Below are 15659 nucleotides of genomic sequence, written 5' to 3'. Positions count from 1 at the left end.
CGAGGTTTGCTGTAACTTCCCGCCCTCTCCATTCAGAGGGCGCAGGGAAGACCGGGTGCTTGCTGCACCCGCGGTCTCGTGTGCCATTGCGCATCAAGAACACGCACACGAGCATACAGGTACAGCGGGAGCATCCCGGCCTTCCCTGCGCAATGGCTTTACGGCTTACTTCGTGCTCCCCGGAGAACGGCTCTTTTGCCTCCGTCGCTGCGCAAATAGTTTCACGCAGCTTAACGCCGGCACCGCGGTGCCCGAACCACACGACTTCGCCGTACGCGTCAGGCGCGCAACGTCTATCGCGCATTCAGCGTCCATCGCATCCCACCGCACGTTCGTGACGATCGCGAGCGCCCCTCAATGGGTGAGACGGGCGGAGTTATGCGGCTGATTTGCCTCTCACGTGAAGCGGAATATTTTTTGATTCCCGGGCTTGACACGATTTCGGAAAATCGGAAGTGATTTGCCTGTCGTGTTGATTTGTCGCAGCAGTGCATCGTGATTGCGCTTGCGCGCTAGGCAAATCAGGCACCGTGGGGTGGCTGAAAAATAGCTTGCTCGGAGCAAAACGTTCTGCTGCAACGATGGTCCGGCCGGCCCCTGTTGCGACGTTGCGGAGCATAGAACCGGCGCGGGATTTGCTTCGCTGAGCCGATCGAGAAACGGAGCTGTCATGAGCATCGACCTGACCCGCCGCACCCTCCTTCACCTGGCCGGCGCCTCGTCGTTGAGCGCGGCCGCCACGGCGGCAGCGCTGGCGGAAGGAGCGGCTGACGGCGCTGCCGGGCCGACCTTCGCCAACCGTACGCCGATGCGGATCGGCATGGTGACCTTGCGCGTGCGTAACCTCGATCTCGTCACCAATTACTATCGCGACGCCATCGGGCTCACCATCTTGCAGCGCACGGCTACCGGCGCCCGTCTCGGCGCGGGCGGCGTGCCGCTGCTCGATCTCACCCTGCGCGCGGGCGCTGCCAGCGAGGCGCGGAATGCCGCGGGCCTCTATCACACCGCCTTCCTGATGCCGACCCGCAAGGATCTCGCGCGCTGGCTGGTGCACGCCGCAACGAATAAGGTGCCGCTCTCCGGGTTTGCCGATCACCTCGTCAGCGAGTCCGTCTATCTCGACGATCCCGAAGGCAACGGCATCGAGGTCTACGCCGACCGCGCGCCCGAAAGCTGGAAATGGGATGGCGGCACGGTCGCGATGGCGACCGACCCGCTTGATATCGACGGTCTGCTGACGCTGACGAATCCGCGCATCTCCAACTATGCCGGGGCGCCCGACGGCCTTCGCATCGGCCACATGCACCTGCGCGTCGGCGACCTCGAACAGGCCGACCGCTTCTATGGCGGCGCCATCGGCTTCGACCCGACTCGCAAGCGCACCGGCGCCGCGTTCCTGTCGTCGGGGCGCTATCACCATCACCTCGGCATCAATGTCTGGCAGAGCGCCGGCGCCGGCCGGCGGGATGATGCGGCCACGGGACTTGCATGGTTTTCGCTCGAGGTCGCATCGGAGGAAATCCTGCAGGCCCAGCAGCAGCGCCTGCGACAGGCGGGCGCGCCGGCAGCAGCGATTACGAACGGCATCGAGACGGCCGATCCCTGGGGGACGAAGGTGCGTTTGATAAGGGTTTGATGCTGGGTGCGATCGTCGGTTAACCCGTTCAGCATGCCCCCATAGGCCATGCACCCGCGGGAGAAGATCCAGTTTCTCCCCACCAATGAGCACCGAACTTTATTTCTTCTTGCCGGAACCTGAGGTTGGCTGCCAGCCTCCGGCCTTCTGACTCGGTGCTGCAGCAATTACCTTGATCTTCTCCTTCTTGGGTTTCTTGGCTTCCCGATTGCCTCTTTGCTCGCCTTTAGCCATGTCGATCTCCGTGGGTTGATGGTGATGCCGAAACCAATGCAGATTCGGCTAGGTATCGTCGTCGACTAGAGCCGAGGCGCGTCTAGATCATATCTGACCTTCAACGTCCTGACCAAATCGAGCGTGCGGGTGCGATAGAAATTGTCGCCCTCTGACGCTGGCCGACTGATGCTCGCGCTCCATCCGTAAGCATCGTCGAAAACAAACATCGTCATCCCCGAAGGCCAGGGACCATGGAGAATCCTTGCCTGCTCGACAATCATATCCTGGAGCTCATCGGCGGTCTTGAAGGGTCTGCTCATGGCTTGCCTCCCGGACCTGTTGTGGGCGCCCCGCTATTCTTCAAGCTGATCGAACTCATCAGACAACAGGATCCGGCCCCGGGGCGTGGATATCCTCACGTCCAAATAACCTTCCTGCAAAAGCTCCTTTGCCTTCTTGACGGCAGCCCGCGCCGCCGCACGGCTAAGATTGACCCGGCCAAACTGATTGTTGCCGCTGATCAGGTAATGCAGTCCGCTCGTCCTATCCATGCAGGAATGCCACGGCCGATACCAACAATGGAAGAAGCGGCGGAACGATTGCCAGCGGGACGGTCCGGTCGGCAGCCAAGCAACCTTGGGACAACAAAAGCGCTCCGTTCGTCGGGCGTGAGCTTTGCTAGCCCTCAATCACCGATAGACGCCGTGGGAAACGCGGTGATAATCAACTCTAGGCTCGCGTCGCGGCAATAGCGAGCGCTAAAACGCCGCGGAGACAACCGCGAGCGCCTGCCGGTGGCGATGCTCGCACTTGACCTTATCCCAACCTCGAGATCCCAACCTCGAGCGCGACCACGGAAGGGACGCTGACGTAGTCCCGTCGCGTCCAACTCGAGGCGATCTACATGGCCCGATCCGCGGAAAGTTGCCGGACCTATCTCAGTCGAAGGCCGATGGCAGCTCTCCCTTGCGGAAGATGACCGTCGGCTCGTCGTCATAGTCGCCCATCTCAGGGTCACCGGTGGATGAGAAGGCAACAACACCGAGCTTGCTCTCGGCCAGCCGCTGCGCGGTGCGAAGCGCGCCAGTTGCCGTTTTGCAGGCTATCGGAACGCCCGCTTTCAGGTTTCCTCCCCGGCCGGCATCGAATGCCTGAACGAAGTAGCTTGTTTCGCGAGCCATGGGCTCTCCTTAGGAGTGCGGGTCGCACCGCGCGTTGGGATTTCCCTCGACATCGTCATGGAAAGAGCGTCTGCTATACGCATCACCGCCCCTTCATTGGCTGCTATCGGTGACTGAGAGTCTTGTACTCCCGCCACACGACGGGCGGTTAATGTGTCCACCAGCCAACAATTCGATCTGCGAGAGTGGCTGGTACCTCCAATCCTGGTACCAGTTGTTCTTGGTCTCCTGATCGCTGGAGCAGTTATTGTCCAGTGGTAACGCCGCAATGACGGAGGACACGCATCACGATGCGCCAGCCGCGGCTTTTGAAACCAGCTTCCACGCAGATCAAATAATCGCGGTGAACGCGAAAGGAATAATGATGAAGAAACCCCTGCTTTCAGTTGAAGAGCCAGAACCGAAGAAATCAGTGCGGGCCGACAGGCCTCCGACCGAAGGATTCGCGACGATTGTCGACGGCCATTTCAAGTCGGAGTTTGACGCGATCGAGGCTGCCGAGGTCGCCGGTCGAAAGCTAAAGACCGCTTATCCGATGCTTCAGGTCGAGATCCACGATGCCGCCATGAGGGTGCGTACATTGTTGAGCTAGCAAAGCTGGCTGTCGCGCCGTTATCGCCTGTGCGAAGAAAAAGCCCTCTACCGGCCGGGGCGCCTCCATCTCAGCAACCGCGGCAGATATTCTTCAGCTTGGCGTTGGTCTTGGCGTCTTCTGCGCTGAAGGGATCTTTGTAGGCGGCTCGCGACGAGTCTTTTTCAGAGACTACGGATTTTTCCATTTTCGGAGGATACGTGGCGTCATAGCACGACAGGCGCGCATTGGCGTTTTCGATCGCGCGGCACTCTGGCGCTGCGGCAAGAGCGCCCGGCGCAAATGCGCATAGTGCCAGCACGGCGAGAGTCGTTTTCATCCGAGTTCCTTTCCCGATTGGTCGCAGTTCAAATCAAGCAGGTCGATGCGCGGCGACCGTCGTCACGCAACCTCGTCGGTCCAGACCTTGAAGCCGACCAATGTGTTTGGCCCAAAGGTCTGGGTGATCGGCACGTCGGAAGCGTCGCGCCCCTGCGCAATCAGGATGCGACCGATCCTTGGCACGTTGCTGCGCGGATCGAAAGTACGCCAGTGCCCACCGACATAGGCTTCGAACCAACCGGCGAAATCGCCTGCAGCCCATGGCTTTGGCGTGCCGATGTCGCTGAGATAGCCCGTGCAATAGCGCGCGGGAATGTTCATGCAGCGGCAGAACGCAACGGCAAGATGGGCGTAGTCGCGGCAGACGCCCTTGCCTTCCTGGTAAGCCTCCCACGCCGTCTTGCTGGCGCGAGCATACTCATATCCGAAGGCGATGTGATGATGGACGAAATCGCAGATCGCCTGGACTCGCGCCCAGCCCGGCGGCTTCTTCTCGAACAATTGCCAGGCGATTTCCGAAAGCCGGTCGGTCTCGCAATAACGGCTGCCGAGCAGATAGACCAAAGTGTCCGCGGGCAGATCCTCGATCGCGTGCTGAACGGCGGAAGTAAACACCGGATCTGGCAGACCGCTGTCGCGAACGACGCCGTCGGCCGCAAGACGCACGCGGCCGGCGGGCGCAACCATGCGGCTGCACCAATTGCCAAACATGTCGCGGTAGGGGGTGATCTCAACGACTGGGTCGGTGGTGAGGAAATCCGGCACGATGATGTCGGACGCACGGGTGAAGTGCGTGCCCAGCACCATGATCATCGGCGTCGGCTGCGGGAAATCGTAGATCATTTCGAATCCGACGCGAATCTTCACTCGAAAGCCCTTTCCGGCAGCTGCCTGCTCGAAGTGGCTACGAAGCCAGCGAATACAAGGCGTTGACTGGCTTATTCGACCAAATGCGGCGGGCGCCAAGGAAACCGATATGCGCTGAGATTGCCGACCTCACCCGGCTCTCGGGAGAGGCGAGCTGAACAAACAGATGTTCGGCCGCAACAATCTTGAACGCGTGCCACGCACGCCGGCAGATCCGCGCGAGGAACAGTTCGCGCGGCTGCAGGACCGGATCGACGCATGCGTGTCCCGCAAATTCCTGGCCCGAGAGTTTGAAGGCACTCCTCCCGGCATCATCGTGCGCAGCATAGATTTCCGTTCCTGAAGACGCAGCCGCTCATCGGCCGGCGGGAAGATCACATTGAACCTATCTGCGGGCCGGTGAAAAACAGTTCCGCCTTTTCCCAATCATGTTCTAATGTCCGAGCTATTTTCCGAGGGGACCGATTGCATGAATTTGCCGATGAGCTGGGACGAGTGGGCGCAGCACGATGGCGTGGCGCTGGCTGCGCGTGTCGCGAAGGGCGAGCTGACGGCCAAGGATTTGGCGGCGCAGGCCGCCGCCGCCATCGCCAAGGTCGATCCCCCACTCTCGGCCGTCGTCGAAGTGTTCGAGGATGCGGTCGCAGATCCCGCCACCGACGGTACCAATCTCGATGGTCCGTTTGCCGGACTTCCGTTCCTGATGAAGGACCTCGGTCCGACGCTGAAGGGTCGGCTGCAGGAGATGGGCTCGCTCTACATGCGCGGCAATCGCGCCACGGCCGATACATTCATGACCAAGAAGATGCGCGGAGCCGGGCTCAATGTGATCGGACGCACCACGACGCCGGAATTCGGCGTCTGCAGCTCGGCCGACAATCCCGCCGTCTATGTCACGCGCAATCCCTGGAATACCGACTACACCACCTGCGGATCGTCGGCCGGCAGCGCTGCGATGGTCGCCGCCGGCGCGGTGCCGATCGCGCACGCGACCGACGGCGGCGGCTCGATCCGGATTCCCGCCGGCGTCAACGGCAATATCGGGCTGAAAGTCTCGCGCGGCGTGTTCTCGCTGTCGCCGCTCCTCTCCGATTTGAGCGGGCTGGTCTCGATTCAAGGCTGCCAGTCGCGCACGGTGCGCGATACCGCGGCCTTCGTCGACGCCTGCCGCGGTCCGGCGCCGGGCGAATTCATGCCGTTCTGGAGTCCGCCGGAGCCGTATACGCGGATGATCACACGCGATCCTGCCCGGCTGAAAATCGCGCTGTCGTATCAGTGGGGTGATTATCGCGCGACACCGCATATCGCAGCCGAGCTGCAGAAAGCCGGGCGCTTTCTCGAGGGCCTCGGCCATGATGTCGATTACGCCCTGCCGGATCTGGACTATGGTGAGGCCTTCGCGGCGCAGACCACCTGCTATATCAGCAACTTTTCCGTCGTCATCTCCAACATGCTGGCGGCGCGCGGCCTAGAACAGCCGCCGGAAGATCTGATCGAGCCGATCAACATCCGGATCTGGGAGCGTGGCCGGCACACGTCCTACGCGGACCGAGCGCGCATGCAGGCGGTGTTCAACACGACCTCGCGCGGCTTCGGCGCGTTCTTCGAGGAGTGGGATATTATACTAACGCCGATCACCGCGCTGCCGACGCCGAAGGTCGGCACGACCGAGTATCTCACGATCAGCGACAATCCCGACGTGCTGGACTGGTTCGGCAATCTCTGGCGCAATTTTGCCTTTACGCCGCTCGCCAATCTCTGCGGCATCCCGGCGATCTCGCTGCCGCTTGCCACCCACGAGCACGGTCTGCCGCTCGGCATCCAGGCCATCGCCAAGCAGGCCAATGACGGCTTATTGTTGCAGCTCGCGGCGCAGATCGAGCGCGCGATCGGCGGCAAGTGGAATGCGGGGCAAAGGGCTGGCGTGCATGTGACGAGCGATTGAACGGCGCGCTCGGCACCATCTACATTCGGGATAGCGCCGGAAGTATACGGTAGCGAGCCATTTCTGTCGGAAAGTTGGCGCGGTTGGCGAGCAGGAGCATGCCGATCTTTCGCGCGGGGACCAGCCCCATATAGGCCGATGCGTTGTTGAGACCGCCCGGCTTGTCGACGATGCTTATCCCGTCGACGTCGACATTCTCCCAGGCCATCGCCTGTCCAAACATCTCGCTCACACGGAACATCTCGCGCTGCGTGATCTGCAAGGCTTCGCGCAACTGCGGATCGATCGCTCTGCCGTCGACACAGGCAGCAAGGAAGATCGCCAGATCCCTCGCCGACGAGAACATCTGTCCGGTCCCGGCGAAATGATAATAGCTCTGTTGGTTACCCGGCGGCCCGATTGGCGTTCCGTCCTCGGAATAGCCCTGGACGGCGCGCTGCATGAACTCCGGACTCATGATGGCGCGATTGTCCGGCCCGCGGTCCGGAAGCAGCGTCGAGTTCATGCCGAGAGGCTTCAGGATGCGGGTTTCGACCAGTTCCTTGATTGGAAGCCCATACCGACGCTCGAGCGCGAGCTGCAACAGCACATAGCCGGCGTGCGTGTAGACGCGCTGCCTGCCCGGCTGCTCGCCCGCATGGGGAGTCCAGGCGTTGAGCATGTCGAGAAACTCGGCCAACGAGTACGTCTCGTTGGGCCAGGGCGGATGATCCGTTGCCAGCAGCAGGCCGGACGTATGGCTTGCAAGCTCGCCGATCGTGACCCGACGAATATAGTCCCCCCGCAATTCGGTGACGTATTTGTCGATGGGATCGTCCAACCTCAGTTCGCCACGAAGCGTTCCGAGCGCCACCAGCGTAGCTTCAAACACCTTGCGCATGGACGCGATATTGAACAGCGAGTCCGACGTGATTGTCGTTTTCCTGGCTTGATCCGCGAAGCCGTAATTAAAAAACTCCACGCGGCCTGCGATGTAAACTGCGGATGCGGCCCCGCCCGGATGATCAGCCGTCGCTTCGGGGGCGAGGTGGCCTGCCACGAGGTCTCGAACCCGCGATTCCATATCAGGGTCGGCAATGCCAACTGGCGCCGAGCCGGACAGGCAGGCAAGCAGAAAGGTCAGCCCTGCAGCGCGACACCACCATCTGATCGAAGCCGTTGCCATTTGGAGATGTACCGCGAAATCGCCAGCCGCTGTTGTCAGCCGAGCGATGCGATGATTGATGGAAACAACATGACAGGTCCGCGCGGTAGTGGTGATCCCCGGGTTATGCTCCCAACCGAAACGCGCTGTTCCTGCAATCGCTCCTCAAGGACACGGTCATTTGATGAAGCGCCCTCCGAAGTTTTCAAGGAACGCCACCGTGGACATCGCCCTGCACGCCGCCGTCAACGGACCTGCGTTCGTTGCAGTCAGTCTGGGCGTGCTGCCCGCTTGATGGTGTGGAGTGGGATGACTGATCTTCGAATCGTCATCCCGCTCCATCGCTGCTTTCTCCGGGCAACCCGCCAGCTCTACTTCCACTTCGCCAGATAGAACCGCGGCAGTTCGTCCGGGTATGGCGTGAAATCGAGCTGCTTGGAGTGGCCGTAGGTCGTTACATAGGTGTGCAGCGGCGCCCAGTAGGCCTGCTCGGTGATCTTCTTGATCGCCGCCGAATAGGCCTCCTTGCGCACCTCCGGGTTGATGGATGAACCGCCCTGAAGCAGCCATTTCTGCACATCGGAATCGCGCGCATAGTCGTCGGCGCCGCCATCGAAGTAGTTCGGCAGAATGGCCGAGACGTCGTTGATCGAATAGCTGCCCCAGCTTCCGAGATACATCCTGAGTTCGCCGGCCTTGGCGCGCTGGATCAGCGCCGCGGTCTGGAGCTGGTTGAGCTTGGCACGGATGCCGACCGCGTGCAGATAGTTCTGCACCGAGGAGCCCCATTGCGGCAGCACGTAGCTGGCAAGCTCGACGTCGAATCCATCGGGATAACCGGCCTCGGCGAGAAGCTGCTTGGCCTTGGCCGGATCGTAGGTGTAGGCCACCGCGGCTTCGGCATCGCAGCCGAACTGCGAGGGGAAGCAGGGCGCAGCCGGAACGCGGCTACCACCGGTGACGAGCTTGTCGGCGATCGCCTTGCGGTCGATCGCGTGCCAGATCGCCTGCCGCACCTTGAGCTTGGTCAGGGGATTGTCGGCGCCGGTGCGGCCGCCCGCATCCATCGAGAGAAAGCCGATCCGCATCGATTCCTTGCGCACCGCCTGCAGATGCGGCATCCGGTTCACGGGCTCGAGCTGGTCCGGGTTCATGTTCCAGATCCAGTCGGCGCGGCCGGCGAGCAATTCGGTCATCTCGGTGCCGGCATCCGGCACGAAGCGCACACTCATCTTCTTGATCGCAGGCTTCCCCTTGGGACTGCCGGCCCAGTAGTCCTCGAAGCGCTCGAAGTCGATGGAGACGCCGGGCTCGACCTTCGTCACCTTGTAGGGACCCGCGCCGACAGGCGCCTTGGCGTAACCTTCTGCGCCGACCTTCTCGCGATAGGCCTTGGGATAGATCGGCAGCACCAGCGCGAAATATTCCAGCGCCGCCGGGTTCGGCCGCTTCAGCTTGACGCGCACCGAAAGGTCGCCGGTCTTCTCCGCCTTGTCGATCCAGTTGTAATTCGACGGGGTCGAGACGCGGCTCGCCGGATCGGCGACGATATTGATGGTGTAAACGACGTCGTCGGCCGTGAACGGGCTGCCGTCATGAAACTTGACGCCGGGCCTTAAGCTGAACTCGATCGTGGTCGGATCCGGCAGCTTCCATTCGGCTGCGAGCAGCGGCTCCAGCTTGAACGTATCGGGATTGCGGTAGACCAGCGCATCCCAGCCCTGGTGGTGCATCACCACGCCGGTGCGCAAATTGTTGTAGAAGGGATCGATGTTGGGCAGCGCGTCGCGCATCACGATCCGCAGCGTGTCGGCGGATTTCTGCGCGGAAGCGGGCAACGCACCGGCTCCCGATAGAACCACGGCCAGAATGGCCGCGCCGAGCTTGTTTTGCATACGCATATTGCCCTCCATCATTCGCGTTTACAGGCGGCGTGAAGCACGCCCTATGCCAGATGACACTCTACCATTCCCTGGGGCGGGCGGACCATGGGCATTGGCGCCTCATGGCGGCAGCGCTCGACCGCGATGCGGCAGCGCGGGTTGAACCGGCAGCCCGGCGGAATATTGGACGGATCCGGCATGGCGTCGCCGAGACCAATGTCCGGCACGCCCTTGCCCGGCTCCGGCGTCAGCACGCTTTCCAGGAGCGCCTGGGTGTAGGGGTGGCGGGGCTTGCGAAACAGCGCGTCGGTTTCGTTCCGCTCGACGAAACGGCCGAGATACATCACCGCGACTTCGCTCGCGACATGCTCGACGACGGCGAGATTGTGGCTGATGAAAAGGTAAGTGAGCCCGAGGTCGCGGCGCAGGTCGGCCAGGAGATTGAGGATCTGCGCCTGCACCGAGACGTCGAGCGCGCTGGTCGGCTCGTCGCATATCACGATCCGCGGCTCCAGCACCAATGCGCGGGCAATCGCCGCGCGCTGGCGTTGCCCACCGGAGAGTTGCGCCGGCATGCGTTCGCCCATCGCGGCCGACAGGCCAACGCGCTCGAGAATGCCGCCGACCCGGCGCTCGATCTCGCCGCGCGAGAAAGTGCCCTGGGCTGCAAGCGGCAGCGCGACGATATCCTTGATGCGCCGGCGCGGATTGAGCGAGGCGAACGGATCCTGGAACACCGGCTGGATCAATCGCGCCCGCGCCTTGCGGTCGAGGTCGAACAGCCGCTTGCCATCGACCAGCACGGTTCCCGCCGTCGGCTTGAGCAGCCCGAGGATCAGGCGGGCCAGCGTGGACTTGCCGCATCCGGACTCGCCGACGATGCCGAGCACGCTACCGGCCGGCACGCTGAACGTGACATCGTCGACCGCGACCACGCGCTTTTCCGCCGACATCAGTCCGGTGTGGACGCGGAATTCGCACCGCAGGTTCTCGACCTCGATCGCGGCGGTCATGCGGGTTGCAGCTCCGCCCAGTCCGGCTCGAGCCGGCAAAGATAATCGTGCGCATCGCCCGTCCGACGCCGCGGTATCGCGCGTGTACACGTTTCATTGGCGTGGGCGCAGCGCGAGCGAAAGGCGCAGCCGGCAAAGCCTGGCCCGATCGCCGGCACAACGCCGGGAATCGAGCCGAGCGGCCGGTCGCGCTGCACGCGGCCGGGCACCGGCACGCAGGACAGAAGACCGCGGGTGTAGGGATGCTGCGGCGCGCGGAACAGGTCCGCAGTCGGCGCGCGCTCGACGACCTCGCCGGCATACATCACCGACACGTGGTCGGCGACGCGCGCGACGATACCGAGGTCATGGGTGATCAGCAGGATCGAGAGGCCGAGCTCGCGCTTGAGATTGGCGAGCAGCCGCAGGATCTGCGCCTGCACGGTGACGTCGAGCGCGGTGGTCGGCTCGTCGGCGATCAACAGTTCCGGATCGCACATCAGCGCCATCGCGATCATCACGCGCTGGCGCAGGCCGCCGGAGAGCTGGTGCGGAAACTGGCCGAGCCGCATGCCAGGTGCGGTGATGCCGACGCGGCCCATCAATTCGGCGGCGCGGTCGAGGGCCGCCGCGCGCGAGCCGCCCTTGTGGCGCGTCATCACCTCCGCCATCTGCGAACCGATGGTGAAGGCCGGATTGAGGCTGGTCATCGGCTCCTGAAAGATCATCGCCATGCGGTTGCCGCGCAGGCGCGCCATCTCGCGGTCCGACAGCGATGTGAGGTCGGTACCGGCAAAACGCATCCGTTTCGCCGAACGCTGGCCGCCGCGGGCGAGCAGGCTCATCACCGCCAGCGCGGTCACCGACTTGCCGCAGCCGGACTCGCCGACCAGGCAATGAGTCTCGCCCCTCTCGACCCGGAACGAGGCGCCGCGCACCGCCGCGGTGCGGCCGAACGTTACCTGAAGCTCCTCCACGTCCAAGAGCGCACTCATCGCAGCCGCTCCGCGCCGAGCAGATTGCGCAGTCCGTCGCCGACCAGATTGATGCCGAGCACCAAAACTGCCAGGGCTACGCCGGGGATCATGATCACCCAGGGCGAAAAGAACATGTAGTCCTTGCCCTCGGCGATCATCAGCCCCCAGGACGGCAGCGGCGGCGGCACGCCCAACCCCAGGAACGAAAGGGCAGCCTCGAGCAGGATGGCCAGCGCCATCTCTAGCGTTGCCACCACGGCAAGATGGCTCGCGATGTTCGGCAAAATCTCCTTGATCAGGATGTGCGGCATCGAGGCGCCGGCGCACCAGGCCGCGCTGACGTAGTCGTGGTTGCGAACCTGCATGGTGGTCGCGCGCGCGACGACCGCGAAGCGGTCCCACAACAACAGCCCGAGGGTGGCGACGACGAGCCCGAGGCCCGATCCCATCAGCCCGACCACCGCAAGCGCGACCAGCACGACAGGGATCGACAATCGCGTCGTGATGGCGAACAGCACGAAATCGTCGACGCGGCCGCCGAAAAACCCACCGAGCACGCCGAGCGTGATGCCGATCAGCCCCGACGTGATCACCGTCATGATGCCGATCAGGAGCGAAATGCGCGCGCCATAGACCAGCCGCGCGAGATAATCCCGGCCGAGTTGATCGGTGCCGAGCCAGTGGCCCGGCTGGGTGCCCTCCATCCAGAACGGCGGCTTGAGGCGATTGCCGAGGTCCTGGGTGAACGGATCCTGCGGCACCAGCGCGTTGCCGACGAGCGCCGCCGCGACGACGATCGCGACGATGGCAATCCCGATCGCAAAGCCGGCGGCGCCGATGCGCGAGCTACCTATGCTCGAAGGCTGCGGCGCCTGAATGGCAATCGGCTCGCTCATCCGGTCCTCAGCCTCGGATCAAGCAGCGCATTGAGGATGTCGGCCAAGAGCGTGAGGCCGATATAGAACACGGCCAGCACCAGCACCACCGCCTGCACGACAGGGAAATCGTTCTTGGCGATGCTCTCCCAGCCGAGATAGCCGACGCCATGCAGCGCGAACACCGTTTCGATGACGATCGAGCCGCCCAGCATGAAGCCGAGCTGGACCGCCGCGATCGACACCACGGGAATGGCGGCGTTGCGCAGCGCGTGCTTGAAGATGATGCGCGCCCGCGACAGGCCTTTTGCGCGGGCGGTGCGGATGTAATCGGAGGCCATCGCCTCGATCATGCCGGAGCGCGTCAGCCGCGTCAGCGCCGGGATCGCGGTGAAGGCAAGCACGATGCCGGGCATCACGAAATGCTGCCAGGTGCCGGTGCCTGATATGGGCAGGATGCCGAGCTGCAGGCCGAGCACGATCATCAGAATCAGCGCCAGCCAGAAGCTCGGCACTGCCTGCCCGACCATCGTGAACAGGGTGACGCCGCGGTCGATCCAGGTGTTTTCGCGCAGCGCCGCCAGGATGCCGAGCGGCAGCGAGATCAGCAAGGCGAGGCTTAAGCCGACCAGGCCGAGCGTCAGCGTGATCGGCAGCCGCTTCTGGATCAGGTTCGCCACACTGTCCTTGAAGAAATAGCTCTGGCCGAAATCACCGACCATGGCGCGGCCGGTCCAGGCAAAGAACTGGACATAGAGCGGGCGGTCGAGGCCGTAGGCCTTGCGCACGATTTCGACGTCGGCCTGCGTCGCCTGCGGGCCCGCGATCGAAACCGCAAGGTCGCCGGACAGCCGCGTCAGCAGGAATGCAAGCGTCATGACGGTCAGCGCGACCAGCACACCGAGAGCAAGACGCCGCGGCAATCAGACGCAACATCAACAAACTCCAGCGCCGACCGGCGCGCAGGCGCATGCCTCGGGTCGGCGAAGCAAGGGCAAGTGTCACCAAACTGTCGTCCCATGCAAGGGACGATTGCAACGATTTCCCAACGCGACGCCTGCCTGTTGCGACGATGCAATGTGTGTGCCATTGCAGGCTGCAATCATGCGACAAGCACCCGGTCCGGTGCAACTTTTGCGGTCAAAAGAGTCCGAACGAGTCCAGTTTGGCGCCGGGTGCGCCAGCTCAGTCTCGAATGTAGCGAGCCGGCGCGAACGGCGTAACGTCATACGGCGGCGACGCGCCGCCAATCATGGCGGCAATGGCGGCGCCGGTTGCGGGACCGGTCGTGAAGCCGATGTGCTGGTTGCCAAAGGCAAGCCACAGGCCGGCATGCCGAGGCGCTGGTCCGATCATCGGCAGGCTATCGGGCAGCGTCGGCCGTGAGCCGCGCCATGCATCGCCGACAGCGTCGCCGAACTCCACGACGCCGCGCGCGAGCGGAACCACCTGGTCAAGCTGGTCGAACGAGGAGGGCGCATCGCGATCGGTCAGTTCGACGCCTGAGGTGACGCGGATGCCCTGCTCCATCGGCGTCATGATGAAGCCGCCGTCGATGTCATAGATCGGACGCCGCAACGCACGCACCGGGTTCGGCTTGAATTCGCGGTGGTAGCCGCGTTCAAAGGCGAGTGGCACGCGATAGCCGAGCGGCCGCAACAGATCCGCAGACCAGGGTCCCAGCGCGGCCACCACATGCCGCGCCGAAATCTCGCCATCGACCAGCACCACGCGCCAGCCATTGCCGTCGGGTAGGATCGCCTTGATGTCCGCCTGCCTCACCTGGCCGCCGGCGTTCGCGAACATCCGCGCATAGGCCTTGACCACCTCGCCTGGCGAGTCGACCGAGGCGGTCTGGGTGTGCAGCAGGCCCGCTTTATAAACGGGCACAATATCCGGCTCGAGCGCGGAGATGGCCTGGCGGTCGAGCCATTCGCTGGCGATGCCGTATTCAGCCAGTTTGGCCTGCTCCTGCTTCGCCGCGAGAACCGCATCGCTGCGCCACGCCCTGAGCCAGCCGGTCTCGCGAATGCGATGTCCCGCTCCCGCTTGCACGATCCATTCCCGATGCAATTTCGCCGATGCATCGATTAACCCGTGCAGCGCGGTCGCGCGCGGCCGAAGTCGCGACGCGGCCGAATTGGCCAAGAAGCGCGCAACCCAGCCCGCGTTCTTCACCGCCCAAAGCGGATTCCAACGCAATGCCGCATGGCGGTTGGTCAGGTATTTCGGCAGCGACGTCCACAGCGATGGATTATTGAGCGGCGTGATCGAGCCGCTGCTGATGATGCCGGCATTGCCGTATGAGGTCTCGCTGCCTGGCTCGCGCCGATCGACGAGTACGACCGACATCCCGCGCTGCCGCGCGGCAAAGGCCGTCGATACCCCGACGATGCCCGCGCCGAGCACCACGACATCCGCTTTATCTTCCAGCATCGCCTTTCCAAACACCTTCCCAAGGAGATCTTACAAAGGAGACTTCACATCATGGTCGGACCACCGCCGACCGGCAACACCGGAAAGTTCCCTTCCCAACAAATCATCACCAAAACGCCGCATGTGAGTCCGCAACCTTTCTGACGCCCGTGGCTTCTTGCAGCGCGACGTTCGTCGCATTCCAGCCAACCTTCATAGGAGTTGACTATATGGCTGCACTACTCGGAAACCTGCTTGGTACCGTCGATGGCCTGCTCGGAACCGCCACCGGCGTACTTGGCGGCGCCAGCGCCAGCGGTAGCGCTTCTGCCAGCGCCAGCGGCACGGCGGACCTGTCGCACACGCTCGATCTCGGCGCAGTAGTTGAGACGAACCCGAGCATCGACGTCTCGGCAGGGCTCAACGGTGTCGACGCCTCGGTTTCCGCACCGACCTTGATCGGCGCCAGCGCCGATGTCGGCCATCTCGATGTCGGTGGCCTGCTCCACGGCCTCGCCTAACTCCAGTTGAGTTCGGACATTTCAAAACTGCGCGGCGTGGGGAGCGCATCCCCACGCCACGTCTCGATTGCCTCACTGCACGAGTGGATCG

17 protein-coding genes are annotated in these 15659 nt (G+C 63.3%); 5 read left to right on the top strand and 12 right to left on the bottom strand.

The genetic code is table 11. The annotated features are described in order from the left end of the window. Positions 1–670 precede the first annotated feature (670 nt). Positions 671–1639 carry a VOC family protein gene (locus tag V1273_RS03625; protein WP_334408746.1) on the top strand — a complete coding sequence of 323 codons (969 nt, stop codon included), beginning with the start codon at positions 671–673 and terminating at the stop codon, positions 1637–1639. Between the two features lie 99 nt (positions 1640–1738). On the opposite strand, the gene V1273_RS03620 is transcribed toward V1273_RS03625, so the two are convergent. From V1273_RS03620 to V1273_RS03610, 3 genes are all read right to left on the bottom strand, one after another. Beyond that, entirely contained in the window at positions 1739–1873 is a 135-nt protein-coding gene (locus V1273_RS03620; protein WP_334366323.1) for a hypothetical protein, read from the bottom strand. A 335-nt stretch (positions 1874–2208) separates the two neighbouring features. After that, entirely contained in the window at positions 2209–2406 is a 198-nt protein-coding gene (locus V1273_RS03615; RefSeq protein WP_334408745.1) for a hypothetical protein, read from the bottom strand. A 387-nt stretch (positions 2407–2793) separates the two neighbouring features. Then, positions 2794–3036 carry a hypothetical protein gene (locus V1273_RS03610; protein ID WP_334408744.1) on the bottom strand — a complete coding sequence of 81 codons (243 nt, stop codon included), beginning with the start codon at positions 3034–3036 and terminating at the stop codon, positions 2794–2796. Between the two features lie 268 nt (positions 3037–3304). On the opposite strand from V1273_RS03610, the gene V1273_RS03605 reads away from it, so the two are divergent. Further along, on the top strand, positions 3305–3628 hold the full coding sequence (locus V1273_RS03605) for a hypothetical protein (protein WP_334408743.1): 324 nt from the start codon (positions 3305–3307) through the stop codon (positions 3626–3628). A gap of 70 nt (positions 3629–3698) precedes the next feature. On the opposite strand, the gene V1273_RS03600 is transcribed toward V1273_RS03605, so the two are convergent. Both V1273_RS03600 and V1273_RS03595 read right to left on the bottom strand, forming a co-directional pair. Then, positions 3699–3947, bottom strand: coding sequence for a hypothetical protein (locus tag V1273_RS03600; RefSeq protein WP_334408742.1), 249 nt, complete (start codon positions 3945–3947; stop codon positions 3699–3701). Between the two features lie 62 nt (positions 3948–4009). After that, positions 4010–4816, bottom strand: a complete 807-nt coding sequence (locus tag V1273_RS03595; protein WP_334366319.1) for a transglutaminase-like domain-containing protein — start codon at positions 4814–4816, stop codon at positions 4010–4012. Positions 4817–4982: 166 nt separating this feature from the next. Between V1273_RS03595 and V1273_RS03590 the strand changes: the two genes are divergently transcribed. Together V1273_RS03590 and V1273_RS03585 are read left to right on the top strand one after the other, a co-directional pair. Continuing rightward, positions 4983–5159, top strand: a complete 177-nt coding sequence (locus V1273_RS03590; protein WP_334408741.1) for a hypothetical protein — start codon at positions 4983–4985, stop codon at positions 5157–5159. A 126-nt stretch (positions 5160–5285) separates the two neighbouring features. Then, positions 5286–6761 carry an amidase gene (locus tag V1273_RS03585; RefSeq protein ID WP_334408739.1) on the top strand — a complete coding sequence of 492 codons (1476 nt, stop codon included), beginning with the start codon at positions 5286–5288 and terminating at the stop codon, positions 6759–6761. Between the two features lie 19 nt (positions 6762–6780). Here V1273_RS03585 and V1273_RS03580 read toward each other — a convergent pair whose 3' ends face one another. From V1273_RS03580 to V1273_RS03550, 7 genes are all read right to left on the bottom strand, one after another. Further along, complete coding sequence (locus V1273_RS03580) at positions 6781–7824, bottom strand: serine hydrolase (protein WP_334412162.1); 1044 nt, start codon at positions 7822–7824, stop codon at positions 6781–6783. A gap of 452 nt (positions 7825–8276) precedes the next feature. Beyond that, on the bottom strand, positions 8277–9806 hold the full coding sequence (locus V1273_RS03575; protein ID WP_334408738.1) for an ABC transporter substrate-binding protein: 1530 nt from the start codon (positions 9804–9806) through the stop codon (positions 8277–8279). Positions 9807–9850: 44 nt separating this feature from the next. Next, entirely contained in the window at positions 9851–10801 is a 951-nt protein-coding gene (locus V1273_RS03570) for an ABC transporter ATP-binding protein (RefSeq protein ID WP_334366314.1), read from the bottom strand. Then, the gene (locus V1273_RS03565) at positions 10798–11775 is read right to left on the bottom strand and encodes an ABC transporter ATP-binding protein (RefSeq protein ID WP_334383930.1); all 978 of its coding nucleotides are present in this window, start codon (positions 11773–11775) and stop codon (positions 10798–10800) included. Before V1273_RS03565 ends, V1273_RS03570 begins: the two co-directional genes overlap by 4 nt. Then, the gene (locus tag V1273_RS03560) at positions 11772–12653 is read right to left on the bottom strand and encodes an ABC transporter permease (RefSeq protein ID WP_334366312.1); all 882 of its coding nucleotides are present in this window, start codon (positions 12651–12653) and stop codon (positions 11772–11774) included. The genes V1273_RS03565 and V1273_RS03560 overlap by 4 nt, the downstream gene beginning before the upstream one ends. Further along, complete coding sequence (locus V1273_RS03555; protein WP_334408737.1) at positions 12650–13555, bottom strand: ABC transporter permease; 906 nt, start codon at positions 13553–13555, stop codon at positions 12650–12652. Before V1273_RS03555 ends, V1273_RS03560 begins: the two co-directional genes overlap by 4 nt. Before the next feature lie 262 nt (positions 13556–13817). Next, positions 13818–15068, bottom strand: a complete 1251-nt coding sequence (locus V1273_RS03550) for an NAD(P)/FAD-dependent oxidoreductase (protein ID WP_334408736.1) — start codon at positions 15066–15068, stop codon at positions 13818–13820. Positions 15069–15277: 209 nt separating this feature from the next. On the opposite strand from V1273_RS03550, the gene V1273_RS03545 reads away from it, so the two are divergent. Continuing rightward, the gene (locus tag V1273_RS03545; protein ID WP_334408735.1) at positions 15278–15568 is read left to right on the top strand and encodes a hypothetical protein; all 291 of its coding nucleotides are present in this window, start codon (positions 15278–15280) and stop codon (positions 15566–15568) included. Positions 15569–15659: the final 91 nt, after the last annotated feature.

The organism is Bradyrhizobium sp. AZCC 1721 (assembly GCF_036924715.1).
Classification (GTDB): domain Bacteria; phylum Pseudomonadota; class Alphaproteobacteria; order Rhizobiales; family Xanthobacteraceae; genus Bradyrhizobium.
The sequence above is the reverse complement of the archived record's forward strand: the minus strand, read 5'-3'. Positions and strand labels throughout refer to the sequence as shown.

Excerpts from the sequence above, each read along its gene's own strand:
- V1273_RS03570 (WP_334366314.1), bottom strand. The coding sequence starts at position 10,801 with ATGACCGCCGCGATCGAGGTCGAGAACCTGCGGTGCGAATTCCGCGTC.
- V1273_RS03580 (WP_334412162.1), bottom strand. The coding sequence starts at position 7,824 with ATGGAATCGCGGGTTCGAGACCTCGTGGCAGGCCACCTCGCCCCCGAA.
- V1273_RS03610 (WP_334408744.1), bottom strand. The coding sequence starts at position 3,036 with ATGGCTCGCGAAACAAGCTACTTCGTTCAGGCATTCGATGCCGGCCGG.
- V1273_RS03600 (WP_334408742.1), bottom strand. The coding sequence starts at position 3,947 with ATGAAAACGACTCTCGCCGTGCTGGCACTATGCGCATTTGCGCCGGGC.
- V1273_RS03625 (WP_334408746.1), top strand. The coding sequence starts at position 671 with ATGAGCATCGACCTGACCCGCCGCACCCTCCTTCACCTGGCCGGCGCC.
- V1273_RS03605 (WP_334408743.1), top strand. The coding sequence starts at position 3,305 with ATGACGGAGGACACGCATCACGATGCGCCAGCCGCGGCTTTTGAAACC.
- V1273_RS03620 (WP_334366323.1), bottom strand. The coding sequence starts at position 1,873 with ATGGCTAAAGGCGAGCAAAGAGGCAATCGGGAAGCCAAGAAACCCAAG.
- V1273_RS03585 (WP_334408739.1), top strand. The coding sequence starts at position 5,286 with ATGAATTTGCCGATGAGCTGGGACGAGTGGGCGCAGCACGATGGCGTG.
- V1273_RS03550 (WP_334408736.1), bottom strand. The coding sequence starts at position 15,068 with ATGCTGGAAGATAAAGCGGATGTCGTGGTGCTCGGCGCGGGCATCGTC.
- V1273_RS03615 (WP_334408745.1), bottom strand. The coding sequence starts at position 2,406 with ATGGATAGGACGAGCGGACTGCATTACCTGATCAGCGGCAACAATCAG.
- V1273_RS03575 (WP_334408738.1), bottom strand. The coding sequence starts at position 9,806 with ATGCGTATGCAAAACAAGCTCGGCGCGGCCATTCTGGCCGTGGTTCTA.
- V1273_RS03545 (WP_334408735.1), top strand. The coding sequence starts at position 15,278 with ATGGCTGCACTACTCGGAAACCTGCTTGGTACCGTCGATGGCCTGCTC.
- V1273_RS03560 (WP_334366312.1), bottom strand. The coding sequence starts at position 12,653 with ATGAGCGAGCCGATTGCCATTCAGGCGCCGCAGCCTTCGAGCATAGGT.
- V1273_RS03565 (WP_334383930.1), bottom strand. The coding sequence starts at position 11,775 with ATGAGTGCGCTCTTGGACGTGGAGGAGCTTCAGGTAACGTTCGGCCGC.
- V1273_RS03590 (WP_334408741.1), top strand. The coding sequence starts at position 4,983 with ATGTTCGGCCGCAACAATCTTGAACGCGTGCCACGCACGCCGGCAGAT.